This window comes from Bradyrhizobium sp. LTSP849, from assembly GCF_000938255.1.
GTDB lineage: Bacteria > Pseudomonadota > Alphaproteobacteria > Rhizobiales > Xanthobacteraceae > Bradyrhizobium.
Genome location: NZ_JYMR01000052.1, coordinates 477,184 through 502,600, shown reverse-complemented (window position 1 = coordinate 502,600; position 25,417 = coordinate 477,184). Strand labels below are relative to the sequence as shown.

At 63.5% G+C, this 25,417-nt stretch carries 22 protein-coding genes; 15 read left to right on the top strand and 7 right to left on the bottom strand.

What is annotated here, in order from left to right; translation table 11 throughout:
* Positions 1-101 precede the first annotated feature (101 nt).
* On the top strand, positions 102-389 hold the full coding sequence (locus tag UB31_RS41790; protein ID WP_045013838.1) for a hypothetical protein: 288 nt from the start codon (positions 102-104) through the stop codon (positions 387-389).
* Positions 390-688: 299 nt separating this feature from the next.
* Here UB31_RS41790 and UB31_RS33120 read toward each other — a convergent pair whose 3' ends face one another.
* On the bottom strand, positions 689-2,494 hold the full coding sequence (locus UB31_RS33120; protein WP_045013837.1) for a hypothetical protein: 1,806 nt from the start codon (positions 2,492-2,494) through the stop codon (positions 689-691).
* A gap of 11 nt (positions 2,495-2,505) precedes the next feature.
* Positions 2,506-4,023, bottom strand: a complete 1,518-nt coding sequence (locus UB31_RS33115; RefSeq protein WP_045013836.1) for a hypothetical protein — start codon at positions 4,021-4,023, stop codon at positions 2,506-2,508.
* 397 nt (positions 4,024-4,420) lie between these two features.
* Here UB31_RS33115 and UB31_RS33110 point away from each other — a divergent pair, with 397 nt between their 5' ends.
* The 4 genes from UB31_RS33110 (at position 4,421) to UB31_RS33095 (ending at position 7,821) form a co-directional block, all read left to right on the top strand.
* On the top strand, positions 4,421-4,585 hold the full coding sequence (locus UB31_RS33110) for a Flp family type IVb pilin (protein WP_045002731.1): 165 nt from the start codon (positions 4,421-4,423) through the stop codon (positions 4,583-4,585).
* A gap of 240 nt (positions 4,586-4,825) precedes the next feature.
* Positions 4,826-6,052: a glycosyltransferase family 87 protein gene (locus tag UB31_RS33105; protein WP_045013835.1), complete on the top strand. Its 1,227-nt coding sequence runs from the start codon at positions 4,826-4,828 to the stop codon at positions 6,050-6,052.
* 148 nt (positions 6,053-6,200) lie between these two features.
* Positions 6,201-6,881, top strand: coding sequence for a TetR family transcriptional regulator (locus UB31_RS33100; protein WP_045002733.1), 681 nt, complete (start codon positions 6,201-6,203; stop codon positions 6,879-6,881).
* Between the two features lie 136 nt (positions 6,882-7,017).
* The gene (locus UB31_RS33095) at positions 7,018-7,821 is read left to right on the top strand and encodes a hypothetical protein (RefSeq protein ID WP_045013834.1); all 804 of its coding nucleotides are present in this window, start codon (positions 7,018-7,020) and stop codon (positions 7,819-7,821) included.
* Positions 7,822-8,291: 470 nt separating this feature from the next.
* Here UB31_RS33095 and pyk read toward each other — a convergent pair whose 3' ends face one another.
* Complete coding sequence (gene pyk / locus UB31_RS33090) at positions 8,292-9,728, bottom strand: pyruvate kinase (protein WP_045013833.1); 1,437 nt, start codon at positions 9,726-9,728, stop codon at positions 8,292-8,294.
* Complete coding sequence (locus tag UB31_RS33085; protein WP_045002736.1) at positions 9,725-10,309, bottom strand: DUF1036 domain-containing protein; 585 nt, start codon at positions 10,307-10,309, stop codon at positions 9,725-9,727. The genes pyk and UB31_RS33085 overlap by 4 nt, the downstream gene beginning before the upstream one ends.
* 164 nt (positions 10,310-10,473) lie before the next feature.
* Here UB31_RS33085 and UB31_RS33080 point away from each other — a divergent pair, with 164 nt between their 5' ends.
* The 3 genes from UB31_RS33080 (at position 10,474) to UB31_RS33070 (ending at position 11,730) form a co-directional block, all read left to right on the top strand.
* The gene (locus UB31_RS33080; RefSeq protein WP_045013832.1) at positions 10,474-10,776 is read left to right on the top strand and encodes a DUF1244 domain-containing protein; all 303 of its coding nucleotides are present in this window, start codon (positions 10,474-10,476) and stop codon (positions 10,774-10,776) included.
* 199 nt (positions 10,777-10,975) lie between these two features.
* Positions 10,976-11,248: a DUF2312 domain-containing protein gene (locus UB31_RS33075; RefSeq protein WP_007596286.1), complete on the top strand. Its 273-nt coding sequence runs from the start codon at positions 10,976-10,978 to the stop codon at positions 11,246-11,248.
* 62 nt (positions 11,249-11,310) lie between these two features.
* Positions 11,311-11,730: a hypothetical protein gene (locus UB31_RS33070; protein ID WP_050044896.1), complete on the top strand. Its 420-nt coding sequence runs from the start codon at positions 11,311-11,313 to the stop codon at positions 11,728-11,730.
* Between the two features lie 15 nt (positions 11,731-11,745).
* On the opposite strand, the gene UB31_RS33065 is transcribed toward UB31_RS33070, so the two are convergent.
* The 3 genes from UB31_RS33065 to UB31_RS33055 all read right to left on the bottom strand — a co-directional run bounded on the left by UB31_RS33065 (position 11,746) and on the right by UB31_RS33055 (position 17,708).
* Positions 11,746-13,386, bottom strand: coding sequence for a peptidoglycan L,D-endopeptidase MepK (locus tag UB31_RS33065; protein ID WP_045013831.1), 1,641 nt, complete (start codon positions 13,384-13,386; stop codon positions 11,746-11,748).
* Between the two features lie 271 nt (positions 13,387-13,657).
* Positions 13,658-15,865 carry a L,D-transpeptidase family protein gene (locus tag UB31_RS33060; RefSeq protein WP_045013830.1) on the bottom strand — a complete coding sequence of 736 codons (2,208 nt, stop codon included), beginning with the start codon at positions 15,863-15,865 and terminating at the stop codon, positions 13,658-13,660.
* Positions 15,866-16,211: 346 nt separating this feature from the next.
* The gene (locus UB31_RS33055; RefSeq protein WP_045013829.1) at positions 16,212-17,708 is read right to left on the bottom strand and encodes a sigma-54-dependent transcriptional regulator; all 1,497 of its coding nucleotides are present in this window, start codon (positions 17,706-17,708) and stop codon (positions 16,212-16,214) included.
* A gap of 139 nt (positions 17,709-17,847) precedes the next feature.
* On the opposite strand from UB31_RS33055, the gene UB31_RS33050 reads away from it, so the two are divergent.
* The 7 genes from UB31_RS33050 (at position 17,848) to UB31_RS33020 (ending at position 25,404) form a co-directional block, all read left to right on the top strand.
* Positions 17,848-19,710, top strand: coding sequence for a M3 family oligoendopeptidase (locus tag UB31_RS33050; RefSeq protein WP_045013828.1), 1,863 nt, complete (start codon positions 17,848-17,850; stop codon positions 19,708-19,710).
* A gap of 157 nt (positions 19,711-19,867) precedes the next feature.
* Entirely contained in the window at positions 19,868-22,831 is a 2,964-nt protein-coding gene (locus tag UB31_RS33045) for a patatin-like phospholipase family protein (protein ID WP_045013827.1), read from the top strand.
* A 97-nt stretch (positions 22,832-22,928) separates the two neighbouring features.
* The gene (locus tag UB31_RS33040) at positions 22,929-23,153 is read left to right on the top strand and encodes an AbrB/MazE/SpoVT family DNA-binding domain-containing protein (RefSeq protein WP_045002743.1); all 225 of its coding nucleotides are present in this window, start codon (positions 22,929-22,931) and stop codon (positions 23,151-23,153) included.
* 13 nt (positions 23,154-23,166) lie between these two features.
* Positions 23,167-23,562 carry a type II toxin-antitoxin system death-on-curing family toxin gene (locus UB31_RS33035; RefSeq protein ID WP_082078709.1) on the top strand — a complete coding sequence of 132 codons (396 nt, stop codon included), beginning with the start codon at positions 23,167-23,169 and terminating at the stop codon, positions 23,560-23,562.
* A 96-nt stretch (positions 23,563-23,658) separates the two neighbouring features.
* Positions 23,659-23,811, top strand: coding sequence for an aa3-type cytochrome c oxidase subunit IV (locus UB31_RS33030; protein WP_008136857.1), 153 nt, complete (start codon positions 23,659-23,661; stop codon positions 23,809-23,811).
* 137 nt (positions 23,812-23,948) lie between these two features.
* Positions 23,949-25,076 carry a Re/Si-specific NAD(P)(+) transhydrogenase subunit alpha gene (locus tag UB31_RS33025; protein ID WP_045013826.1) on the top strand — a complete coding sequence of 376 codons (1,128 nt, stop codon included), beginning with the start codon at positions 23,949-23,951 and terminating at the stop codon, positions 25,074-25,076.
* A 10-nt stretch (positions 25,077-25,086) separates the two neighbouring features.
* Positions 25,087-25,404, top strand: coding sequence for a proton-translocating transhydrogenase family protein (locus UB31_RS33020; protein ID WP_018453812.1), 318 nt, complete (start codon positions 25,087-25,089; stop codon positions 25,402-25,404).
* Positions 25,405-25,417 lie beyond the last annotated feature (13 nt).

Genomic DNA, 25,417 nt, shown 5'->3' with positions numbered 1-25,417 from the left:
CAGTTCATGTGCTTTAACGGCAAGAGTTGGGAGCACTTTGGCGAATTGCAGACGGGGAATTAATGGCTAATGCGGGGTCAGTGACCTCAAGGAAGGCTTCAATGATCCTTGGGCTTCAATGCTCCTCCCCCTTGAAGAGATGCCCGCCAGATCACGAACAGGGTATCGTGGCGGGGCTAAAATGCCTCTTGCTGGCCATGATTTCGAGCGTACATTCGACCGATCTGGGCGATGGCAGGGCAGTTGCAATGACGGCTCAGTCCCACAAGACCGCAGAAGAGGAGTACGAGGAGCAGGTTCGCATCCTCGTCCGTATTGTTTCAGCCTCCACTTTGGGGCTTCTCGCTTTCGCTGCGGGCCTGCTGATCGGGACCTTTCTGTTTTTATGATCGAAGATGAATGACCGGCTCTCCTTGAGCTGCGTCTCACTTCGACGTCGTAGCGGCCGTGCCTTCCGCATTGCCCGCACATGGATCACCGCGATCTTGTCACCATGGACCCGCTTCCAGCCCTTGATGCGATCCAGGATCTGGGCGGCGGGCGAATCCGCGGTGAGCAGCGTCGCGTCGATCCTGTTGTGGTCGAGCCTGCGCAGCAGGCCGGGCGCGTCGACCGCCGCAACCGGCGTCTGCGCCGCGGTGAGCGCGATGGGCCCGGATGGGCGACTGAAGGTGTGGTTCGCGCGCTCTTACCTGCGCACGCGCCAGACAGTCCAGCCGGGTTTCGACACGGCCTGCACTGGCTCCAGATAGTCTGGAGCTTCGCCGCGGCCGAGATGCGCGGCGAGGCCTTCCGGCGCGATGCGGACGAGATCCTCCTGATCGAAGGAGTGGTTGCACGTCAGGATGTAGTCGACCTGTCGTGCGCGGAGCATTTCGCGCGCGGCCTCCGGTGTTCCCATCATCGTATGCACCATGACGAGGTTGCCGTCATTGTTGCGGTGGTAGGGACCAGCGAAGACGGAGTGTTCCGTCGCGGCCAGGATCGCGGGACCCGAATCGATCGGCGCCATCACCCGCCCGGGCGGCAGGTCGGCGAGCGGCGCGGCGCTGGAGATGGTCTGGCAGGAAGCGGCGGGATCAGCCAGCGCGATCTCTTGTCCGCCCGTGCCGGTGGCGAGCGCCGGCCAGACCGCAAAACCGATGCCGCCAAGTGTGGCGGGCGACACGAGCAGCGCCACACGTACCAGCCGCCAACCGGCTACGACATTCGTGCGAAGCCTGGCAATTCCGACGACGCATAGTGGGGCGGCAACGATGTTAGCGGCAGCGGCGCCGCGCAATTCCCACAGGCTCTCGCCGAACAGCGCTGCGAGCGTGACGGTCGAGACGATCCAGCGAAAGCGCGTTTGCGGCGTGCAGCCGATCATGGCAGCGACACACAGGCCGAGCGTCAGCAATGGAAAAGCATAGTAGCCCAGCAGCTTTTGTGGCTGCATCTGTGTCAGTTCCGTCACCGGCATGGTCTCGGCGACGCGGCCAAGCCAGAAGCTGACGAGCAGGGGATCGACCTGCGCATAGGGTGACGCAACACAGCTCGGGTATGACTTGAAGAATGCGCCCAGCAGGAGCGCACCGGCGAGCGCGCTCGCCGTCAGCCGCGTCCACAAGCACTCGCGCAGGCGGCTAACACCGGCAACCGCGAGCAGCGCGATGCCGCCGCCCGCGCACAAGAGCAGGATGGGTCCTCCGAAGGCATCACAGACCGGCCTGAGGAGACTGTCTATCGGGAGCAGCAGCAGCGCCAGCAGCAGTGACGATGCGGCAAGGCCTGCACCAAAGGCGCAGGCGGGGCGCAGGACTTCAGTGCCTTTCCACACCAAGAGTCCCACTACGGCCGCGCTCGCCACGGCGATGGCGGGCAGCATTTCCAATCCGACCGACAGCGAAAGCGCCGCGAGGAATCCCGCCAAAGCCGCCTTGGCTGCATGCTGCTCCAGATCGGAGACGCAGAGCACGAAGCCGAGCAACAGCACGATCTGTAGATTGTGATGGTCGATCGCGCCGGCGCGGAAGTGGATCAGGGCAGGAATCGACAACGCCGTAACCAGAATCGTCGCAAGCCGTGTCCGCGGCCGGTCTGCCGGGGCACTTGCCTGACTTGCGATCGTCGCGGCGAGCCATAGCGCTGCGCCCATCAACAGCGACGGCCACAGCACCAGCGTGAGCGCTTCGGCATGATGCTGGCCGAGCAGCGGCCGAAACAAGAGGATCAGCATGGCCAGGGGCGCATCGACGATGCGGGACCAGTGCATGACAATTCCGGGCGGGTCGAGCCGGTACTGGGTCAGGTCAAACCAGCCTTGGCCGGCCAGAAGATCGCGCACTTCGACCAGACGCATGGCGTCGTCGGTCGACAGCGCGTCGAACACGCCGGTCTTGATCGCAGGAAGTCCGAGCGCCACCACGATCACCGCCCAAGCCATCGTGAGCACGATCGCAGGCTTCGGCCCCGCGGCCGATCGTTGCGCGGTCGGTGGGATGAGCGGCGACATTGTCCGGCGTCTCAATTTGAGTGCGCGGGCATGGGCGTGTTGCCCGTGCTCGGCTGGTCATCGCGCACATGGATCACGGCGATGTCGTCGGCGTAGAGCCGCTTCCAACCCTTGATGTGATCGAGCACCTGGGCAGCGGGAGCGTCGGAGACCATCAGCGTGGCGTCGATCTGGTACTCCTCGAGCAGCCGCGTCAGATTGTCGAGCTTCTTGACCTCGACAGCCTTGAAGAAGTCCATCACGAATTTCTCGCCATAGAGCTCGGCGCGGCCGTCGACGAAGACCGGGATATCGCGCGAGATCAGATAGCCGCCGAATTGGTAGGCGTTGAAGATGCGCTGCGCCTTGCGCTGCTGGAGCAGGTCGACGGCGGCGACCGGTGTCTGGCCCATCGTGAAGGTGAAGCGATGATGCGACATGTAGATCGAGGTCGAGGTCCAGGCCGCGGCCGCGATCATCAGCGCACCCAAAGCGGTGACATAGCGGGCCGGCCAGCTCTCGGTGGCTTGCTCGGTATCTTGCGCGTCAGGTTGCGGCAGCGGCGATTTTTCGCCGAGCGGCTTGGCCAGCACCAGCGGCACCAGGAACGCAAAAGCCTCGATGCTCCTGACATGGGTGAGCCCCATCCAGGTGAAGAGCAGGATCAGGAGAATGCGCGGCGGCGACAGCGTCAGGCCGCGAAACAGGCCGATTGCGATCAGGCCGAGCAGCGCGCCTTCGAACGCGGAAAACGAGGCAAAATTCGCCGGCATCCATTCGGAGATGACCGACAACAGCTCGCCGAGATTGAGGATGTTGGTGGCGCCGAGCAGCGTGCGCCAGCCATAGGGCGTGACGCAGGCAGCAAGCATGGCCGCGACGCCGAACAGGAACCAGCGCAGCAGCAGCCGGACCTGCTTGCCGGAGGAGTCGAGAGTCCAGATCGCCTCGATTGCCATCGGGCCGATCAGCGCGAGGCCGAGCACGAAGCCGCCATGCAAATTCGCCCACAGCGACATCAGCGGCAGCCAATACCAGGACGGCGTGCCCTTGCGATCGGCCGCCGCCATCAGCATACCGACCCACGCGATCATCACGGGCAGCGCCAGGATATGCGGCCGCGCCAGGATGTGATGCAGCGACAGTACGACCGCCAGCATCGCGAACAGCACGGAGCGCGGCATCTCGAGATGCGCATCGAGCAGACCAACGAAGATCGCGGCCGACGCTGCAATCGCAAGCGCGGTGAGGATCACCGGCCCGGCCCAGTCCCATTGCGCATAAGAGAAGGCGAACAGCACCTGCGACAGCCATGACGTCGAGATCCAGGGCGCGCCCGGCCGCGTGAAGGAATAGAAGTCGGTGTAGGGCAGGGCGTGGTGATCGAGGATCCACTGCCCGATCTTGATCTGCCAGAACGAGTCTGAGTCCTGCAGCAGCGTGTCGCCGATATAGAGGAAGAAGAGATAGGCGCCCGCGCCGACGCACAGCGGCACCAGCGCGCGCGCGCGGCTCTGTACTGCGATGCTGTGGGTGAAGGAAAGGGACATGCCGCCTCGTCTTGTTCTTGGTCCTGTTGGCCGAGCGGGCGGCATTGGACCACGGCCGGTCATAACTTCCAGTAAATCGGCGGGGCTAGAGCGTTTTCGAGCGAAGTGGATACCGGTTCGCGTCAAGAAAACGCGTCAAAACAGAATCCAGAAGCCCGTTCCGATTCCATCGGAATGGAAAGGGCTCTGGCACTGCTTGATGTCCTCGCAATTTAACCGATTGTTTTATATTTCGGTTTACCATCGTCGAATACACGCAAACCGCTCTGTGTTTACGCAGCCGAATTAACTGCGGCGCAATTCTTTGCCCCTACGTTCGGTTCCATGGTCGGGCGGCGCTGGGAAGCCGAATAAGACCAGACCAGTTGTAGCCTCGTGTCCTCTTTGGGAGCAGTTTATGAAGAACCTCGTTTCGCGTTTCGTGAAGGATGAATCCGGCGCCACCGCCATCGAATACGGCCTGATCGCTGCCGGCATCGCGCTGGCGATCATCACCGTCGTCAACAACCTCGGCACCACGCTGAACGCCAAGTTCGGCTCGATCTCGTCCAGCCTCAAGTAAGAGCTGACGAACCTGGAATAAAAAGAGCCCCGTCATCGACGGGGCTCTTTTGCTTTGTCCGAAGCGCTTTCGAGCGAAGTGGATACCGGTTCGCGTCAAGAAAACGCGTCAAAACAAAAAGAACGAGCGGCGCGCGGCATTCGACAATCAGGCTTAAGCCTCCTTCAAGTCACTCGGGTGTACGGCTTGGATGCACCTGCGTCACCGCGTTGCGTCAAAGGAAGCCGCAAAGGAAGCCGAATGGCTGAAGTCTCGTCCGTCCCGCCTGCCGTCGGCCATCACGGCGCGGTTCCTGCGACGCTCATCAAGATCTCCTTCGTGCTGGCGATCGTCACGCTGGCATATTTTCCGTCGGCCTATCTCACTCACGTGTGGATCTTCGGCGCGGACGGACGCGGAATCCCGACCGACTTCGTCAACGTCTGGGCGGCCGGAAAATTGGCGCTCGAGGGCCATCCCGCGCAGGCCTGGGATTGGGACATCCAGAAGCAGGTCGAGCTCGACCTGCTCAAGCAGGATTTCGTCGGCCATTTCGCCTGGCACTATCCGCCGCCCTTCCTGTTCGTCGCATCGTTCCTGGCGAAGTTTCCTTATGCCGCGGCGTTCATCGGCTGGGCCGCCTTCAGCATGCTGCCCTATCTCGCGGTGATGCGCGCGATCATCGGGCGCAACGCCGGCCTGGTGCTTGCGATTGGATTTCCTGCGGCGTTCATCAACATCCTGGTCGGGCAGAACGGTTTCCTGACGGCGTCGCTGATCGGCGGCATGCTCTATCTGTTGCCGACGCGGCCGGTGCTGGCCGGAATCTGTCTCGGCCTTCTGAGCTACAAGCCGCAATACGGACTGCTGTTTCCACTGGTCCTGATCGCTGCCGCCGAATGGACGGTGCTCGTCACCGCCGCAATCGTCGCCGCCGCGATCGCTGCGGTGTCGTGGCTGGCCTTCGGTACCGAAAGCTGGCAGGCCTTCTTCCACTGGATTCCGATGTTCTCGCAGGCCTTCCTCACCGAAGGCCGCGCGCCCTGGTTCAAGATGCAAAGCATCTTCTCGTTTGTGCGCTATGTTGGGGGCACCGAGCAGCTCGCGTGGATATTCCAGTGGGTGTTGACGGCCGCGGTTGCCGTCGTGCTGGTCGTGATGTGGCGCAGCAGGCTGCCCTACGCTTTGAAGGCCGCGATGCTTGCGGCGGCAACGCTGCTCACGACACCGTATCTCTTCATGTATGACCTCGTGGTGCTGGCCATCGCGATTGCCTTTCTCATCCGCGCCGGACTCGACGAAGGTTTCGCGCGCCACGAGGTGATGGCCCTGGTCCTCGTCTTCGCGCTGCTCGCGACCTTCCTGTTTCTCGGTCAGCCGGTGGGCTTCCCGGCGATCCTCATCGTCTTCGGGTTGATCCTCGGCCGTTGCGCAGCGTGGCGCTCGGCCGAGGCCGCATCGATGCAGCTCGCCACTACACGAGCGTGATCAGCAGAGCAGCGTCAGCGCATTTGCTTCTTGTCATCCTCCCTGAATAGTTGTTCAGTCCTTGCGGGACGATTTGCGGCGAAATCGGTGACGAAGCGTTGGTCCGCGGGGGCGTGCGACTGGCGTCGAGTGGGACAGGAAGCGCGCCATGGTCTATCGGCGGACGCATCAAGTGGTTAAGCGTCTTGCGGCTCGGCGCAGCGCCATTCTGGCGGCGGCGAGGGAGGCCGCGGCGGAAGGCGGGATGGCGGCGGTGCAGATCGCGCCGGTCGCGGTCCGGGCCAGTGTGGCGGCCGGCACCGTCTATCGCTACTTCCCCTCCAAGGCCGAGCTGATCTCCGAATTGATTTCCGAGGTGTCCCGCGACGAGCTCGCGGCGATCCGCCGGGCGGCCGATGCCGCGCCCGGCCCGTCCTCGGCGCTGGCGGCTGCCGTGACCACCGTGGCCGTCCATACCCTGTCGCAGCGCCGGCTGGCCTGGGGCATTCTGGCCGAACCGGTCGATGTCGATGTCAGCGCCTCCAGGCTTGCCAGCCGGCGCGAGATTGCCGGCGAAATTGCTGGCCGGATCGACGCCGCCGTGCGCGCCGGCCATCTGCCGGCGCAGGACACCGCGCTCGCCGCGACCGCGCTGCTCGGCGCGCTGCATGAGGCGCTGGTCGGGCCGCTCGCGCCCGACAATCTCGAAGATCCCGCCAAGATGCGCGATGCCGTGCAGACCGTGACGCTGCTCGCGCTGCGCGCCGTCGGCGTCATGGACGCCCGCGCCCGCGGCCTGGTGGTGCAGCAGACGCTGTTGCCGGCCGCGAAAGCGCTGGTCGGAGCCTGAGCCGAGCCTGATCTAGGCCCGGTGCGCCTCGCGGTCTGATCGGCCCGACGTATCAACGGGTTCGCTCAATCCACCGCGCATGGCGCCGCCTTTCTGTCGCCTCTGATACGTTTTGCAATTCCATGAGGTCGCACGAATGGGCGATCATCCCATTTTTGATGTTTTAGGAAGCTGGCCAGGCCGGGTTCCGACTCAGCGTGCCTTCGAGGCACGTGGCTTCCTGATCCCGGCCGCTTGGCAGAACAGGATGATCGAGTTCTGCGGAGCCAGCCAGGCGGATTTGCTCAATCGTTATTGGGATGAGGTAGCGATGGAGACGATGCGATCTATCGGAAAGGTGCATTCGGACCTCAGGAGATTCCTCATTGAGCCGCGATATCGCTCTGCCTTTCTGGATGATCTGTTTGCTCGGAGGGATTTCGCCGACCCCGCTGTTCCGAATGGGCCTCTCATCAAAGGCTTGCTCGATCATTTCAAAAGAGCATGGAGCGATCGGGAGTTTCGAGATAAAGACATAGCCTTTCGAAAAGAGTTACAGAAGCGCGAGTGCACACGTCTGGGAATCCAGACCACAGGATGGACCGGAAAAAAGCGGGGTATCATTCCTTTTGTTGATGAGTTCTGTGTTGCGCTCGCATTCAAGCGTCGCCGTAACCGTTGGCATAAGAATCTGGGTTGTGGCCTTATCTTCGAAGTTGGCCTAGACCTCGGCGGCGACCCCCAGCGGGTGGGAGCTCCCCTGGTTTTTCGGATATTCCATGAGAGTGATCCAGAATGTGTTTTTGAAATGGGAGGGAATGAAGCGTTTGACCGGCTCATTTGCGGAAGCCGATTGTATTGGGCATCTGTTGATCCCGACGAATGTATTCTCGGAATCCGGGCTTACATTGAGCTATTCGACGCTATCGCTGCATCGTTTGGGGCTTCTCAGCAGGCCTAGAATCTGAAGTAACTGTGACCTCTGTAAATTGCTGCAAAGCTCTGCAATTAATGCGGGGACAAGCAGTTGGACTGCACCCCGTAAGTGAGACACGGTAATTGCAGTGACAGGCTCATTTTTAGGATGACCTGTGGTAGCAAAAGTGAAGATCCGTCGGTTTGGCGATCAAGCGAGCTGAAGGCAGCGAAGGCGTTTCGCTTGTGGCCCCAAGCTTGGGATATCGCGCAGGCTCCGATCGCTACAGGCGGATGACAGAAAGTGCTCTGTGCTCGGGCGACGCCAGGACTAGCGGTCCGACATGGGCAGCCCCGGCAACACTTCCGACGGATTTTCCGAAGATGATACAATGCCCCTGTTTTGCCCGACGAGTCAAACGGCACCGTCACTCGCGTAAGTCATTGATCCCGCAGGCCGCGGCTACTGTGCATGGGGTTGTTTTCGACTTTTTTGTCGAAGGGCCTCGCGGGAGATCAGATATCCGGGTTGCCCTCGGGGCCGACGGAGGCGATGCGCACCATGTTGGTGGTGCCGGGGATGCCGAGCGGCACGCCGGCGACGATGATCACGCGCTGGCCGGCGCGGACGAAGCCGTCGCGGAATGCGATCTGGCCGGCGCGGCTCACCATGTCGTCCTGGTCGCGCGCATCTTCGGCCACCACGCAATGCACGCCCCAGACCACCGCGAGCCGGCGTCCGGCGGTGATGTTCGGCGTGATCGCCACGATCGGCGGCTTCGGCCGCTCGCGCGCCACGCGCGCCGCGGTCGAGCCCGAGCTGGTCCAGCAGATCAAAGCGGGCAGGTCGAGCGTCTCGGCGATCTGCCGCGCGGCGTCCGCGATGGCATCGCCGGCGGTGGATTCCGGCGCGGGGCGCTGTGCCATGATGACGTCCCGATAAATCGGGTCGCGCTCCACTTCTTCGCCAATACGGTTCATGGTCGAGACTGCCTCGACCGGGAATTTGCCGGCTGCCGATTCCGCCGACAGCATGATGGCGTCGGCGCCTTCATAGACGGCGGTGGCGACGTCGGAGACTTCGGCGCGGGTCGGCACCGGCGACTGGATCATCGATTCCAGCATCTGGGTTGCGATCACCACCGGCTTGCCGGCGCGGCGCGCCATCCGCGTCATCTGCTTCTGAAGGCTCGGTACGCGCTCCAGCGGCATCTCGACGCCAAGGTCGCCGCGCGCCACCATCAGCGCGTCGGAGGCCTCGATGATCTCGGCGAGGCGATCGATGGCCTGCGGCTTCTCGATCTTGGCCATCACCGCGGCGCGGCCGCGGATGATCTTCTTGGCTTCGATGACGTCGTCGGCGCGCTGCACGAAGGACAGCGCGATCCAGTCGACGCCGGTGACCAGCGCGGCCTCGAGGTCGGCGCGGTCCTTCGGCGTCATCGCCGAGACCGGCAGATCCGTGTCCGGCAGGCTGACGCCCTTGCGGTCGGACATCCTGCCGCCGACCACGACACGGGTGACCGCATGCTCTTTCGTGGTCTCTTCCGCAATCAGCCGCACCTTGCCGTCGTCGAGCAGCAGCGCATGGCCGGGCCGCAGCGCGGCCAAAATCTCCGGATGCGGGAGATTGACGCGGGTGGCGTCGCCCGGCGTCTTGTCGGAATCGAGCGTAAAGGACTGGCCGTTCTGGAGCTGGACCGCGCCTTCCGCGAAGGCGCCAAGCCGAAGCTTCGGCCCCTGGAGATCGACCAGAATACCGATCGGGCGGCCGTAGCTGCTCTCGACATTGCGGATCGTCGCCACCAGCTCCCGCATCTTGTCATGCGGGGTGTGGCTCATGTTGATGCGGAACAGATCGGCGCCGGCCTCGAACAGGCGGCGGATCATCGCGAGATCTGAAGAAGCGGGTCCCAGGGTCGCGAGAATCTTGATACGGCGAAGGCGCCTCATGGCTTATTTCCAGGCGGGGGTGGCAGGCCGGGCGAGCCCGGGGGCGTAGCACCGGGCGGGCCATTGGGCAAACCCGGAACGCCGCCACCCGGGCCAACCGGGCCGGGCATGCCGGGCACGCGCGACTGCGCGGGTTGCTCGTTGGCGTCGGTGAGCTGGACCGTCCAGGCCCGCTGCTCGCCGGTATCGACCTCGAAATAGCCGGTCCGGTCATAGCCGCGCGCCAGGCAGTCCTCGGTGCCGCGGATCGTGAATTCCTTGTCGCGCGAGCACATGAAGGCCTGCCCGGACCATTCACCGCCGCGGTCATAGTCGATCGCGTAGATGTAATAGTAGCGGGCGACCAGCGTGCCCCTGAGCAGCGTCTCGCAGGAGCGGGACGAGATGTTCCACCAGCCCTCGGTGGTCCAGCCTTCGGCGTCCTTGTAGCCGAGCGCGATGCCGACCCTGCTCGAGGTGTTGTTGCAGAGGCGGAAGTCCGCGGCGGCGGGGCTGCTCGAGAGACAGAACAGGGCAACCACCAGCACCGGGGCGAACCGGGCAAGCAGGCGGAGGGCGAGGCGGGGAGATTCGGCGATCATTGTCGCGGAAGCTATATCAGATCATTGACGATTTGGCGTAGAGGGCAGCGGAACCGGTCCGGGCCGGCCTCGACTCCGTTTGCGCTGCGATATGGCAAAATCTGTGACGGGACCCCACCTGATCCCGTAAGGGTGACATCGGGTCTGAGCCAAGGGGTCCAGCTATGGCAATCGACGACAAAACCAGAACGGAGCTCGAGGCGGCCGCTTTCCGGCGCCTGGTCGAGCATCTGCGGACGCGCACCGACGTCCAGAACATCGATCTGATGAATCTGGCCGGCTTCTGCCGCAACTGCCTGTCCAACTGGCTCAAGGACGCCGCCGACGCGCAAGGCGTCGCGCTGAGCAAGGACGAGAGCCGTGAGGACATCTACGGCATGCCCTACGAGACGTGGAAGGCGAAACATCAGGGTACGGCAACGGCCGAGCAGCTTGAAGCGATGAAGAAGGTCCATCCAGGGCACTAAACGGCTCGGCCTTCGGCGCGAGCCCTGAGTCGCACCACACAACAGCTTTCTTTGCTCCGCCGCAGGAAGGTGTGGGCGCGCTGTGGACGAGCGCGATGTTGCCTTGAACGCGGAGGCTGCCAACCCTAAGGGTCAGGCAGCACGCGCGGTGAGGATGCCGGCGTCACCTCGTTTTGCCAGTTCCATTGGGAGTACCAAGATGGCCACCTCCGCCGCCGTTCGCGACGATGAGCCCGCGACGAAATTTGCCAAGGACCAGCTCAAATCCATTATCGAGCGCATCGAGCGGCTAGAGGAAGAGAAGAAGGCGATTTCCGACGACATCCGCGACGTCTTCGCGGAAGCCAAGGGTAACGGCTACGACGTCAAGGCGCTGCGCACCATCGTGCGCATGCGCAAGCAGGACCCCAACGAGCGTGCCGAGGCCGAGACGATTCTCGAGACCTACATGCAGGCGCTGGGAATGATCTGAGGCCAGTGCTGTCGTCCTGGCGAAAGCCAGGACGAGCCAGAGTTTGAGTCGGGAGAGACGTCGTGACTGCGCCGCAGCTACCGCGCGAGGTGAGCCGTGCCTTCGACGCTCTTCCGGCGCCGATCGGCAAGCGGCTGCTTCAGGTGCGTGCGCTGATCTTCGCGACGGCGGCTGCGCATGACAAGGTCGGCCGGCTCACCGAAACCCTGAAATGGGGCGAGCCTGCTTATCTCACCGATGAGACCGGCAGTGGCTCCACGATCCGGCTCGGGCGCGTGAAGGACAGCGAGCACCCCGCCATCCTGTTCAACTGCAAGACGACGCTGGTCGACACTTTTCGCGAGCGCTTTCCCGATCAGTTCGAATATCGGCAGACACGGGCGTTATTGCTGAGCGTCGCCGGCGCGCTGCCGAAGCAGGAGCTCACGGTCTGCCTGTCGCTGGCGCTGACGTATCATCTGGATCGGCGGCGGAAACGCTAGCAGCGCTTGAAGACGTCAGCGCAGCGCGGCGGTGCGCACGACGAAGGACGTCGTCTCGAGCTTGGCGGTGGCGCTGCCCGAAAAACTGTCGCAGGACAGGCCCTGCATCGGATCGTCGGCAAAGCCCATCGCGACGACGGTCTGCGGCTTGACGAAATAGGCGCGCATCGCCGCCATATCGAGCTCGCCCATCAGCGTGACCGACATCGCGCGGCTGGCGCTCGGCGACAGCATCACGATCTTGAGCCAGATGCTCTCGCCCTTGGCCGCGGAGAGCCGGGTTGCGGTCGCGACCATGCCGTCGGTGCTCTTGGCGACCACCGTGTTGATCTCGGTGGCCGGCGCCGAATTGCGCGCTGCAGACACAGGCCGCGCTGCGCGCGGGATCGGCGCGGAGGCGGCGACGACATTGGCGCGGTCAACCGGCGAGGCGGCAGCCGGTGCGTAGGCCAGCGCCTGGTAGGCCGCATTGGAAACGCTCGCGGTCGGCTGCGGATCGGTGGCGGCTGCGAGCGCCTGGCGCGCCCTCAGGGCTGCGACCTGGGCCGGCGTCGCCTGCTGCGGCGTGGCCGGGGCATCCCAGAAGCCACGAGCATTGATGATGTCGGCCGGGGTCTCGGGCTTGTTGTCGGCAGATTTGCCGGCAGCCGGCTTGTCAGCCACAGGAGCAGGCTTTGGCTTGGGCGGCGCAACCATCTGCATGTCGGCGGACGCGAGCTGGAACGTGGCGGCGACTTGCGGCTTGGCGCGCGGCGTCGGGACCGGATCGGCGGGTTTTGCGGCGGCTGCGACCACGACGGGCGCCGCCGGCTTCTCGGCCACGGCAGGTGCGCCCTCGTCATCCTCGTCGCTGCTGCTGGCGGTGGGCGCCGACTTGCCCTTGAACAACGCGGCGAGGAAGCTCGGCTTGCCGACGGTTGCGGCGCCATCGCCATCGCCGCGCCGCTCGATGTCGGCCTTGGCGAGTTCATAACCCTTCAGCGGCGTGCCGTCGGTCGGGACATGGACGGTGCGGCCGTCCGGGAACACGCGGGCGAGCTGGTCATGCGTCATGCGCGGCCAGTGCCGGATGCTGCCGGTATCGAGATGCACGAAGGGCGAGCCGGAGGTCGGGTAGAAGCCGACGCCGCCGCGCTGCAGCCGGAGGCCGGCGAAGCGGATCTGCTCCAGCGGCACGTTCGGAATGTAGAAGTCCATCGCATGTCCCAGCATGTGCTGGCTGAAGCGCGCCACGCCCGAGGAGCGGCGGCGGAGCATGGCGTTGGTGGCGGGGGAGCGATAGGAGGAGATGATCTGGATCGGCTGCTTGCCGTCGACGTCGCGATAGACTTCCCAGAGGATGTCGAAGAGGTGACGGTCCATCACCGTCTCGTCCTGGGTGCGCCAGTCGCGCAGGAAGTGATTGAGTGTCTTCAGCGCCGCTTCGTCGTAGCGGCCATCGCGCTTGAACGTGACGGTGAGGTCTTCGCCGGAATGGGTGTGGTGGAACGAGAGCGTCTTGGTTTCGTTCAGCGCCGCGGCGTCATGGACCGAGCCGGCAGCCGCAAGCAGCACCAGCGAGGCGAGGCCGATCCGAGATCCGACCTTCACTCCCGCATGGGACAACGACAACGCAGCGAATTGGCGTGCGAAACCAGCCAGCACGTATGAGCCCACCCAGTCGACGAGCGTTCAAATGGACTCTCCCGCCAACCCCGCTAGCGCGCGAAAGAGGATGAACGCTTTGTTAAAGCGAGAAGGTTAATTGGAGGTTTACCTTCCCGCCCCCAAACCAAGTCAGAATACAAACCTAAGCGGTTGAGTGTGGCGAAAAAACGCCCACTGCCCGGGTGCGGGTAGAGAATGGTTAACGTCAAACGATCCCGCCCAAGGGACGGGATCGCTGATTTTATTGAAGAATTTCAGGAAACAAGGCGTCCGGTCTGGCTCAGCGGGTGAACACCCGCTGCGGCTTGCGGCCGACCGGAGCCGGCGGCGGGCTCGGCGCTCCGAACAGCCGCTCGAAGAAGTTCGGCCCGGACGAGCCGCCATTGTTGGCCACCGCCACACCGGCGGGCAGCGTCGTCGAGGGGCGTGAATAGCTCGGCTGGGAATGCGCAACGACGTTTTCGAGGTCCTTGCCGCGGCTGTTCTTCAGGATGTTGTTCATGACCGCGTCGCGGCCGTAGACGTCCTTGCGGAATTGCAGCTTGCCGCCGTCATCCACGAACGCGGTCTGGTAGGTGATGTTGACCGGGATCGGGGTCGGGAATTTCAGGTCGACTTCACCCGAGCCGTACATGCTGCGTACGCGCTCCGGCGTGTACTTCTCGTTCGGCAGGGCGATGTTCAGCAGGACCGAAGCGTACTGATCCGGATACTGAACACGCATGCAGCCGTGGCTGAAGGCGCGCTCGTCCTTGGCGAACAGGTTTTTGTCCGGCGTGTCGTGCTGATAGACCAGGAACTTGTTCGGGAAGTTGAAACGGATGCGGCCGAGCGCGTTGGCCTCACCGGGCGGCTGCGAGATGTGCACCGAGCCGTCGCGATTCTGCTCGAGCTTCAGGCCCATGCGCTGAAGCACGGTCGGGTCCTGCTGCAATGCCGGCAGATATTCGCCATAGACGATCGACGGCGGCACGTTCCAGGTCGGGTTGACCGTGATGTACTTCATCGTCTCGGTCAGTAACGGCGTGGCGTGCTGGCCCGGCTTGCCGGTGACCACGCGGGTGGTCCAGACCTGCTGGCCGCGCTGCATCACCTTCAGCGTGTAGTCGGGAATGTTGAGGATGACATAAGCATCGCCCAGCGAGGGCACGCCGAGGTCGCGCGGCAGCCAGCGCCAGCGCTCCATGTTCACCAGCACCGTGTCGATCTGCTTGTCGCGCTTCGGGCTGTTCAGCGCCTTCACGGTCGGCGCGTCGAGCACACCGGTCGCCTTGATCTCGGCGCCGTCCTGGAATTTTCGCACGGCTTCGGCGACCGTGGCGTCATAGCGGTCGTCGTTGGCGTTCTCGGTGATGCCAAGCTTGGCGCGAAGCTGCGGCACGCGCGGATCTTCCACCACGACCTCAGCCTGCTTCTTGCCCTTGGCGGGGATGTATTTCAGCGCCGGGCCGTCGGTGATCTCGACCACCGGGCCTTCGCCCTGGCCGCGGAGCTGCGCGAGCTTCGCCTTCAGCTCCTTGTAGAGCTTCTGCGGCGGGTTGTAGCTGTCGAGTGCAGCCGACGCGTCGGCCGCGGTCGCGACCTTGGTGAGCACGTCGCTCGGATCGACCGGATGCTCGGGGTAGAGGATGTCGGCGCTGACCTGCGACCAGTGCATGCGGCCGCTCTGCGCCTGGCGCGCATAGTCGAACATGCTGGCGGTGAGCTTCAGCTCGGCATCGGCAAGCGCATCGGGTGTGGTGGCGGCGGCGAAATCCGGCACCGGATAGTCGGTGGCATTGAGGCCGTCGGAGGCGGCATCCTTCAGCCGCGCGATCACTCCCTTGGCCGCGGCGGTGAGGCTGCCGCCTTGGGTCCAGGCCGGCGCGTAGTCGCGCGAACCATAAAACTTCTCGACGGCGGCGCGCTCGTTCTTGCGGTCGAAATAGCGCGAGGTCTTGGCGCCCAGGGCGTCCTTGAGCTTGTCGGCGACCGGCTGGTCGGCGGCCGGAACGTTGCTCGCGGCCTTCACCGGCTCGGCGGCCGGGGTCGCTGCTGCGGCAGCGGGTGCTGCGGGAGCAGCCGGTGCTGCGACAGTATCAGCCTTGGCCGGTTCAGATTTGGCCGGCTCGGCTTTCGCGGGCTCCGTCTTGGCCGTCTCGCTCTTCGGCGCGTCGGCTGCGGGCGGCGTGGTGGCGACGTCGGAGGGCTTGGTCTCGACTTTCTCGGGGGCCGGGGCAGCAGCTTCGGCCTTCACGGGCTCCTTGGCTGCATCCTTCGGGGCGTCCTGCACCGTGGCGGTGGTGTCGAGCTTGATGTCTGAGGCGGTCGGGGGCGGAACGTTTGCGGGCTCAGGGCGCGGGATCGCGGCTTCGATCGCGAGCTCGGCGGCATTGCTGCGCGCCTGATCCTGCGCCAGGGCTGAACTGGCCGATACCGTGAGGAAGGTCGCTGCGACCGTCATCAAAACGCGGTCAAAGCCTGCACGGTGGTTCAAACAGTCACGCATTGTGTCACACCCCTCGGGTGAACTGTCCCTCGTGGAACAGCTTTGTTTATCGTCTTCAGCTTCGGCAAAACCGCGCCGGCCTCTCGAAAGTTGCACGCCTGCACGCAACGATTCTTACGCAGACGATATACAGGCCCCGATTTTGCAGCCAGCGCTACCCGGGACAACTCACGACAAACTGACTTCAAGAAGGCCGCTTTGCAACGGATTGTGCGCCTCTCGCACGCGCTTTTCCCCCTCGCTGTCACTTCCAAGTCACGGTTCCCCAACGGCTTGGATTCTTCCGTCATCCGAACGGCTTAAGAGCACATCGCACCATCAGGCAAACCGCCATTCACAGTGTGGTTCAGTGCGTCTCCTCGCCGCTTTTCCCGCCATGCCCGTGCACGCCGGCCTCGTCGAGTTTGCGATAGAGGGTGGAGCGGCCGATTTTGAGGCGGCGGGCGACTTCGGACATCTGTCCGCGGTAATGCGAGATCGCGAAGCGGATGATCTCGTTCTCCATGTCCTCCAGCGAGCGGACATCGCCTGTCGCGGTCAGCATGGCGAGGGTTCCTGACGAGGGGAGCGGCGCTATCGGTATTTCATTACCCGAAATCATGGTCGGCGCCGCGATCGGCTCGATCATCAGCGGCGCGGTCGGAATGTCCGTTGCGGAATGCGGATGCAAGGCGAGCAGCGGGAAATCATCGAGGCCGAGCTGGTCGCCTTCGCTCATGACCACGGCGCGGTAGACAGCGTTTTCGAGCTGGCGGATGTTGCCGGGCCAATCGAGCTGGGCAAGGTGCGCCACGGCCTCGCCGCTGATGCCGGTGATCGCGCGGTTCTCCTCGGCGGCAAAGCGCGCCAGGAAATGCCGCAGCAGATGCGGGACGTCTTCCCGCCGGGCCCGCAGCGAGGGGATCGTCAGCGGCAGCACGTGCAAGCGGTAGAACAGGTCCTCGCGGAAATGCCCCTGCTTCACCCGCTCCAGAAGCTTGCGGTTGGTCGCGGAAATGATGCGGACGTCGACCTTCACAGGCTTGCGGCCGCCGACCGCTTCCACGGCGCCCTCCTGGAGCGCGCGCAACAGCTTGACCTGCGCGCTCAGCGGCAGCTCGCTGACCTCGTCCAGGAACAGCGTGCCGCCATGGGCCTCAACGAACTTGCCCATGTGCCGTTCGGTCGCGCCGGTGAAGGCGCCCTTCTCGTGGCCGAACAGGATCGACTCGACGAGGTTGTCGGGGATCGCGCCGCAATTGACCGCGACGAACGGCTTTGCCTTGCGCTCGCCGCTGCCATGGATGGCGCGCGCAAACATCTCCTTGCCGACGCCGGACTCGCCTTCGATCAGCACGGGAATTGATGAGTTCGCAGCCTTCTGCGCTGCGCGCATCACCGGCGCCATCGCCTCGGCGCGCGTAATGATGTCGGAGAAGCTCAGCCGGCCCTCGCGGCTGTGACGGATGCGCTGCAATTCGCCCTTGAGCGCGGAGGCGTTGAGGGCGTTGCGCAAGCTGACCTGGAGCCGCTCCACGCCGACCGGCTTGACCACGAAGTCGGCTGCGCCTGCGCGCATCGCCGAGATCACATTGTCGATGCCGCCATGAGCGGTCTGCACAATGACAGGCACGGTCAGGCCGGCTTCGCGGATTTTCGCCAGCACGCCCATGCCGTCGAGGCCGGGCATCACGAGATCGAGGATCACGGCGTCGATCGCCGGTGCATCGGGGGCGGTGAGGACGGTGAGAGCAGCGTCGCCGGACTCCACGACGATCGTCTCATAGCCGCATTTCTGCACCATGTTCTCGACCAGACGGCGTGCCACGGCGTCGTCATCGGCAATCAAAATACTGGCAGCCATGGTGTTCCCCGCACGCTACAACTATCTGTCTCGAATCGGGGCACTCTCGCCGAAGCCGATTAACGCACTCTTAAACCTTGCCGACCCCAGCCATTGCGATCCCTGCCATTGCGATCGTTGAACACAGGTTTCCAACACGATGACTTCGCGCTCTTCTGCTCTCCGCAAGCCAAACACCAAAAAAGCAGTCACCAAGGCAAAACCCTCCAGCAAGCCTGCGAACAAGACCGGCAAGCTTCCGGAGTGGAACCTCGCCGATCTCTATTCCGGGATCGACGCGCCGGAAGTGGCGCGCGATCTCGAAACCATGGATGCCGATTGCGTCGCGTTCGAGACCGACTTCAAGGGCAAGCTCGCAACAGGCACAGCAAACGAAGATGGCGGAAAATGGCTCACGGCAGCCGTGCGACGCTATGAGGCGATCGATGATCTAGCGGGCCGCCTAGGCTCCTATGCCGGCCTCGTCCATGCCGGCGACAGCGTGGACCCTGCGATTTCAAAGTTTTACGGCGATGTGTCCGAGCGGCTGACGGCGGCATCGACGCATTTGCTGTTCTTCGCCCTCGAACTCAACCGGATCGATGACGATATTTTGACTCGCGCGATGCAGGCGCCGGAGCTCGCGCACTACCGTCCCTGGATCGAGGATTTGCGCAAGGAGAAGCCGTACCAGCTCGACGACAAGCTCGAGCAGCTCTTCCTGGAGAAGTCGCAGACCGGCTATTCCGCCTTCAACCGGCTGTTCGACCAGACCATCTCCGGTCTGCGCTTCAAGGTCGGGGCCAAGGAACTCGCGATCGAGCCGACGCTCAATTTCCTGGCTGACCGCGACGGCGCCAAGCGCAAGGCCGCGGCGGAAGCGCTGGCGAAAACCTTCAAGGCCAATGAGCGCACCTTCGCACTGATCACCAACACGCTCGCCAAGGACAAGGACATCTCCGACAACTGGCGCGGCTTCAAGGACGTCGCGGATTCCCGTCATCTGAGCAACCGCGTCGAGCGCGAGGTGGTGGATGCGCTGGTCGCCTCCGTGCGCGCGGCCTATCCGAAGCTGTCGCACCGCTATTACGCGCTGAAGGCCAAGTGGTTCAAGAAGAAGCGCGTCGCTTATTGGGACCGCAACGCGCCGCTGCCGTTTGCCGCGACCGACACCATTGCCTGGCCCGAGGCGCGCAACATGGTGCTGTCGGCCTATCGCGGCTTCTCGCCTGACATGGCCGACATCGCCGAGCGTTTCTTCACCGACCGCTGGATCGATGCGCCGGTGCGTCCGGGCAAGGCGCCGGGCGCGTTCTCGCATCCGACCACGCCATCGGCGCACCCCTACGTGCTGATGAACTACCAGGGCAAGCCGCGCGACGTGATGACGCTCGCCCACGAGCTCGGCCACGGCGTGCACCAGGTGCTGGCCGCGAAGAACGGCGCGCTGATGGCGCCGACGCCGCTGACGCTGGCCGAGACCGCGAGCGTGTTCGGCGAGATGCTGACCTTCCGGCGGTTGCTGGCGCAGACCAAGAGCGCCAAGCAGCGCCAGGCGCTGCTCGCCGGCAAGGTCGAGGACATGATCAACACCGTGGTGCGGCAGATCGCGTTCTATTCGTTCGAGCGCGCGGTCCACACCGAGCGCAAGAACGGCGAGCTCACCGCGACGCGGCTTGGCGAGATCTGGCTGTCGGTGCAGGGCGAGAGCCTTGGGCCCGCGATCGAGATCAAGGCGGGCTACGAGAACTACTGGATGTACATCCCGCACTTCATCCATTCGCCGTTCTACGTCTACGCTTATGCGTTTGGCGATTGTCTCGTGAACTCGCTCTACGCGGTCTACGAGAACGCGACCGAGGGCTTTGCCGAGCGCTATCTCGACATGCTCGCCGCAGGCGGCACCAAGCATTATTCCGAGCTGCTGCGCCCGTTCGGACTGGACGCCAAGGATCCCAAATTCTGGGATGGCGGCCTGTCGGTCATCGCCGGCATGATCGACGAACTGGAGGCGATGGGCTGAGGGCGGCGCTCACGCCGCGCCGCTTCTGGGTCTGGAGACCTGCTACCCGGGATTGAACGTTCACGCGGGTGGCAAGACTAACCGTGTACGGTATCTTATTTTTAAGAATGCAATTTTTGATTGTTGATTGTCTGGATGCCCTGGCAGGGAGGCGGACATGGTCAGTATTGGACCTCACGTCCAGCAACCGGATCCGAAACGACCGGATCCGAAACGGGCTGTCGAAGAGCAAAAATCCTGGGGCCAGCAGCACGGCGACATGGTCCGGCAGGAGCTCGAGGCGATTAACACCCGTCGTCGCGCCGAAGGTCTTTCAACCGTCGATTATGCCGGTGACGAGAAGCCGATCGAGACCGTTGGGCTTGCGCTCTCAGGCGGCGGCATCCGGTCCTCCGCCATTTGTCTCGGCGTATTGCAGGCGCTCAATCATCACGATCTGATCAAGCGCATCGACTATCTGTCGACGGTTTCGGGCGGCGGCTATATCGGCTGTTCGCTCACCGCGACGATGACCAGGGCGCGCGAGTTCGTCTTTGGCGGCGCTTCCAAGGGAAGGCCTGCCAATGAAATCAGCGACACCCCCGCGGTCGGCCACATCCGCAATTATTCGAACTATCTGATCCCTGCGGGCGCGCGCGATCTCGTCACTGGAATTGCCATCGTCGTGCGCGGCCTGGTCGCAAATCTCAGCCTGACGCTTCCGGCAGTGCTGATCGTCGCGGCGATCACGATCCTTTCCAACGCCGCTCGATCCTCGCTCTACGTGCCGAATCTATTCGGGCTCAGAGTCGATGACGGGCAGGCGCTCGGGTTCTTCGCCTGGCTTGGAGCGGAGCTTTCGTTCATCTTCGCCGGCGTGGCCATCGCTGCTGCCGCCGTGCTTATTGGCTTCTTTTACCGCCGGATATTCAAGGTCGAACGACGCGACTTCTTCTCCTATGTGGCGGGGCTCGCACTGGCGCTGGGATTCGTGTGCACGATCGCACGTCACCTGAAGGTCGATCATTTTGCGCTCACGCTCGCGGCCGCGCTGTTCGGTTTGTTGATCTTTTTTGCCTGGGCGCTGCTGCGATCGGTGATGCCCAGCAGCCGAGGTGAATTCCGCGGTTATCCGCCGACGGCCGGCGCCACATACCTCGTGCTGCTCGCCGTGATCTGCTTCTTTGAGTTCCAGCCCTTCATGATCGCTCAAATGTTCGATGTCGCCGAGGCAAACGCGACGCAGTCGAGCGGCATCGTCACGGGCGTGGCAGTCAAATGGATACAGTCGCTTGCCGCCGTCGCGGCGCCCGTTGCAGCGGCGGTCACGCTGTTCAGGCAGCAATTCGCCGAACTGCTGAAGGGTGCGGGAGCGTCAGACCTTTCGTCGCGACTACTTGCCTATGGCGCAAGAGCCGCCGTGTGGATCGCCGGCCTGGCGTTGCCGCTGCTGATTTGGGTCGGGTATCTCTATCTCTGCTATTGGGGCATCGCCAATGACAAGGTGCTGACAGATACGGACCGTCAATATTCGATGGTGGAGGAATGGGGTGATAAGGCCGTGCTGCCAACGGCGGCGAAGGCCGCGGCAGGCGTAACGGGCAACGTTCAATTCAACAGTGAGGCTCGAACGCTTTCGGCGGAAATCAACAGCAAGGACGAAGCGAAGCCCGGCATCGCCAAACCCGTCAATGCGGTCTCCCACGTTCCCCAATGGTTGTACTCGATCGGCTGCTGGTGCAAGCCCGTCGCGTTCAAATGGTCGAAGTACGAGTTCGGCAACAACGTCAATTGGGCGATGGCGCCTCTCTATCTCGTTGCGGCGGTCATTCTGTTTGCGTTGTCCTGGATCCTGGGACCCAACGCCAACTCGCTGCACCGCCTCTACCGCGACCGCCTGAGCAAGGCCTTCCTCTTCAATCCGAGATTCTATGCGGATGGCGAACCGTCGCGGAACGAACCCAGCCTGGATCAGGGACGGGACTTCCTGCCGCTCGACGAGGAGAAGCTGAGCGACTTGCTTTACCCGACCGTTTATCCCGCCGACACCGCTCCTGACGGGCAGGCGATAGCGGGCGTGAAATCTCCTGACCGCCTTTTGGCCTCGCCCTATCACATCGTGAATGCCGCATTGAACATTCAGGGATCGGATTTCGCCAATCGGCGCGGCCGCAATGCCGACTTCTTCATGTTCTCGCCTTTGCACGTTGGCAGTGAGGCGACGGGCTATGCGGCGACCGAGGCTTTCCCGAGCCTGGACCTCGCAACGGTCATGGCGATCTCCGGCGCGGCCGCATCCTCGAACATGGGATCGGGCTCGATCAAACCTCTAACGCCGACGCTGGCGCTGCTCAACGTGCGTCTCGGCTACTGGCTGAAGAATCCGCGCTACGTCGCGTCGAACGGCAGGCCGCAACATCACTCGACGCCGCTGTTCCTGTGGTCGGAAATCTCGGGCCGCCTCTACGAGAATGCCGACGCGGTCTATCTCACCGATGGCGGTCATATCGAGAATCTGGGCGTCTACGAATTGCTGCGCCGGCGGTGCAGGGTGATCATCGCGGTCGACGCGGAGGCCGACGCGCCAATGAATTTCTCCGCGCTGGTGACCCTGCAGCGATACGCGCGCATCGATCTCGGCATCATCATCGACCTGCCGTGGACGCCGATCCGCAACGCGACGCGGGAATGGATGAAGTGCAACGCCGGCAAGCCTGCGGATCCGCCGCCGCGATCGTCTGCCGGACCGCATGTCGCGGTCGGCAGCATCGACTACGGCGGGGGCGAAACCGGATATCTCGTCTATATCAAGTCGTCCCTGAGCGGTGACGAGAACGACTACATCCGCGACTACGCACGTCGCAACGACACCTTCCCGCACGAGACCACGGGCGACCAGTTCTTCTCGGAGGAGCAGTTCGAGGTCTACCGCGCGCTCGGCTTCCACATGATGCACAGCTCCCTCACCGAGGATGCCGGGGCGGATGCGGTCGTCGTCAACGTCCCGGGCGAGCGCTGCGCCAAGCGAGGCTTCTGCGACAGCAAGGTGGACTCGATCCGGGCGGTTCGCCGCGCGCTCGGCCTGTCGGTCGAGGAGCCGCCGCCGTCCACGGTCACAATGGCGGTCCTGGATATGGGGTAGGGCGGCGCGGGGTGTCCACAGGGGTGTAAAACATCTGTTGAACGACTCTCGCTGGCCTGTTATACAAGTGTATAACGTCGCTTTTGCGAGAAAGCCCATGAAGATCGAAATCAAGAAGATCGGCAATTCGGATGGCCTGCTGCTGCCTCGCGAGTTGATGCAGCGGCTCGACCTGAAGCGCGGGCAGCAATTGCACATCATGGAATTGCCCGGGGGTGGTTTCCAGCTGCTGCCGTACGATCCTGACTTCGAGCGGACGATGGAAATCGCCGACGAGGTGATGGAGAAGTATCGCGACACGCTCGCCGTGCTCGCAAAATAGCCGGCACGCGCGCATGAGCGATCCCCAGGAGCCGCTCTGGATCACCTACGAGCAGGCAGTCGCAATTCACAGCCGACAACTCCGCCGTTTCGGCGGTGCGGCCGGATTGCGCGACGAAGGCATGTTGCGTTCGGCGCTGGAGAGGCCGATCAACAAGTGGCGCTATGAGCAGGCACCGCTCGATGAACTCGCCGCAGCTTATGCATTCGGGCTCGCGAAGAACCATGCATTCGTCGATGGAAACAAGCGTATCGCCTTCATGGCGATGATGGTCTTTCTTCACAAAAACGGCGTGGCCTTCGGTCCCGATCCTGCGGAGGCTACAACCATCATCCTCTCGCTTGCCGCCGGCGAAGTCAGCGAGCAGAGCCTCGCCCGCTGGATCCGCGACAATCTGGATTCCAAATGAGCTGATTTGCCCGAAAACCGCGCCTCCGTGCCGTTGCCCTGCCCGAAGGTTTGCGGTATCCCAACCGTGAAATTCGAGTTTCGACTGGGGACATCCATGGCTGACCATAGCGAAGTGGCGTACACCACCGCCGACGGTAACGACTACGTTGCCCACGAGCAGACCTATGAGGGCTTCATCAAGCTCGTGAAGTACGGCACGGCCTCGGTCGCGCTCATCGTGATCCTGATGGCGATCTTCCTGACCTGATCCATCATCGACCGGCCGCCAACGATGGCGGTTGCTTGGAAAATTTGCATTCAAGCCGGTTCCAAAACCGGTATCCAACGTTGCGGGAGTAACGCTAAGTTCGCGTGCGCGTCTTGTCCCGCGTCGCCGGAGGGCCCATGAAGATCGCCGTTGCCAAGGAAATCGACCCGTCGGAGCCGCGGGTTGCCGCTTCGCCGGACACGGTGAAGAAGTTTAGGGCGTTGGGCGTCGAGATCGCCGTCGAGCCGGGCGCCGGCCTCAAATCGGGCCTTCCGGATTCCGAATTCACCGCCGTGGGCGCCACCGTCAGCACCGACGCGCTGAAGGACGCCGACATCATCATCAAGGTGAAGCGTCCCGAGGCCTCCGAGCTCGCGCAGTACAAGCGCGGTGCGCTCGTCATTGCCATCATGGACCCCTACGGCAACGAAGCCGCGCTGAAGACGATCGCCGATGCCGGCGTTTCCGCCTTCGCGATGGAGCTGATGCCGCGCATCACGCGCGCGCAGGTGATGGACGTGCTGTCGTCGCAGGCGAACCTCGCCGGCTACCGCGCCGTGATCGAGGGCGCCGAGGCCTTCGGCCGCGCCTTCCCGATGATGATGACCGCCGCCGGCACCGTTCCCGCCGCAAAGGTGTTCGTGATGGGCGTCGGCGTCGCCGGCCTCCAGGCAATCGCGACAGCGCGGCGTCTCGGCGCCGTCGTCACCGCGACCGACGTGCGGCCCGCCACGAAGGAGCAGGTGGAATCGCTCGGCGCCAAGTTCCTCGCCGTCGAGGACGAGGAGTTCAAGAACGCTCAGACAGCGGGCGGTTACGCCAAGGAAATGTCCAAGGAGTACCAGGCCAAGCAGGCCGCGCTCACCGCCGAGCACATCAAGAAGCAGGACATCGTCATCACCACTGCGCTCATTCCGGGCCGGCCGGCGCCGAAGCTCGTTTCGGCCGACATGGTCAAGTCGATGAAGCCGGGGTCGGTACTGGTCGATCTCGCCGTCGAGCGCGGCGGCAATGTGGAAGGTGTAAGGCCGGGCGAGGTCGCCGACGTCGATGGCATCAAGATCGTCGGTTACACCAACGTCGCCGGTCGTGTCGCGGCCTCGGCCTCCAGCCTCTACGCGCGCAATTTGTTCAACTTCATCGAGACCATGATCGACAAGGGTACCAAGGCCCTCGCCGTGAATTGGGACGACGAACTCGTGAAGGCGACTGCGCTGACCAGGGACGGCGCCGTCATCCACCCGAACTTCCAGCCGAAAGCATAGGAGAGCCGCCATGGAGCATGTTGCACAGGTCGTCGACCCCTTCGTCTTCCGGCTGTCGATTTTCGTTCTCGCCGTCTTCGTCGGCTATTTCGTGGTGTGGTCGGTGACGCCTGCGTTGCATACGCCGCTGATGAGCGTGACCAACGCGATCTCCTCGGTCATCGTGGTCGGCGCACTGCTCGCGGTCGGCGTCGGCATGATCTCGAGCGGCTCGGGCTGGGCGCGCGGCTTCGGCTTCATCGCGCTGATCTTTGCCTGCGTGAATATCTTCGGCGGCTTCCTTGTCACCCAGCGCATGCTGGCGATGTACAAGAAGAAGGTGAAGTGAGCGGCGTGCACCT

Coding starts and splice junctions, on each gene's coding strand:
- UB31_RS41790 (WP_045013838.1), top strand. CDS start 102: ATGATCCTTGGGCTTCAATGCTCCTCCCCCTTGAAGAGATGCCCGCCA.
- UB31_RS33120 (WP_045013837.1), bottom strand. CDS start 2,494: ATGTCGCCGCTCATCCCACCGACCGCGCAACGATCGGCCGCGGGGCCG.
- UB31_RS33115 (WP_045013836.1), bottom strand. CDS start 4,023: ATGTCCCTTTCCTTCACCCACAGCATCGCAGTACAGAGCCGCGCGCGC.
- UB31_RS33110 (WP_045002731.1), top strand. CDS start 4,421: ATGAAGAACCTCGTTTCGCGTTTCGTGAAGGATGAATCCGGCGCCACC.
- UB31_RS33105 (WP_045013835.1), top strand. CDS start 4,826: ATGGCTGAAGTCTCGTCCGTCCCGCCTGCCGTCGGCCATCACGGCGCG.
- UB31_RS33100 (WP_045002733.1), top strand. CDS start 6,201: ATGGTCTATCGGCGGACGCATCAAGTGGTTAAGCGTCTTGCGGCTCGG.
- UB31_RS33095 (WP_045013834.1), top strand. CDS start 7,018: ATGGGCGATCATCCCATTTTTGATGTTTTAGGAAGCTGGCCAGGCCGG.
- pyk (WP_045013833.1), bottom strand. CDS start 9,728: ATGAGGCGCCTTCGCCGTATCAAGATTCTCGCGACCCTGGGACCCGCT.
- UB31_RS33085 (WP_045002736.1), bottom strand. CDS start 10,309: ATGATCGCCGAATCTCCCCGCCTCGCCCTCCGCCTGCTTGCCCGGTTC.
- UB31_RS33080 (WP_045013832.1), top strand. CDS start 10,474: ATGGCAATCGACGACAAAACCAGAACGGAGCTCGAGGCGGCCGCTTTC.
- UB31_RS33075 (WP_007596286.1), top strand. CDS start 10,976: ATGGCCACCTCCGCCGCCGTTCGCGACGATGAGCCCGCGACGAAATTT.
- UB31_RS33060 (WP_045013830.1), bottom strand. CDS start 15,865: ATGCGTGACTGTTTGAACCACCGTGCAGGCTTTGACCGCGTTTTGATG.
- UB31_RS33055 (WP_045013829.1), bottom strand. CDS start 17,708: ATGGCTGCCAGTATTTTGATTGCCGATGACGACGCCGTGGCACGCCGT.
- UB31_RS33050 (WP_045013828.1), top strand. CDS start 17,848: ATGACTTCGCGCTCTTCTGCTCTCCGCAAGCCAAACACCAAAAAAGCA.
- UB31_RS33045 (WP_045013827.1), top strand. CDS start 19,868: ATGGTCAGTATTGGACCTCACGTCCAGCAACCGGATCCGAAACGACCG.
- UB31_RS33040 (WP_045002743.1), top strand. CDS start 22,929: ATGAAGATCGAAATCAAGAAGATCGGCAATTCGGATGGCCTGCTGCTG.
- UB31_RS33035 (WP_082078709.1), top strand. CDS start 23,167: ATGAGCGATCCCCAGGAGCCGCTCTGGATCACCTACGAGCAGGCAGTC.
- UB31_RS33030 (WP_008136857.1), top strand. CDS start 23,659: ATGGCTGACCATAGCGAAGTGGCGTACACCACCGCCGACGGTAACGAC.
- UB31_RS33025 (WP_045013826.1), top strand. CDS start 23,949: ATGAAGATCGCCGTTGCCAAGGAAATCGACCCGTCGGAGCCGCGGGTT.
- UB31_RS33020 (WP_018453812.1), top strand. CDS start 25,087: ATGGAGCATGTTGCACAGGTCGTCGACCCCTTCGTCTTCCGGCTGTCG.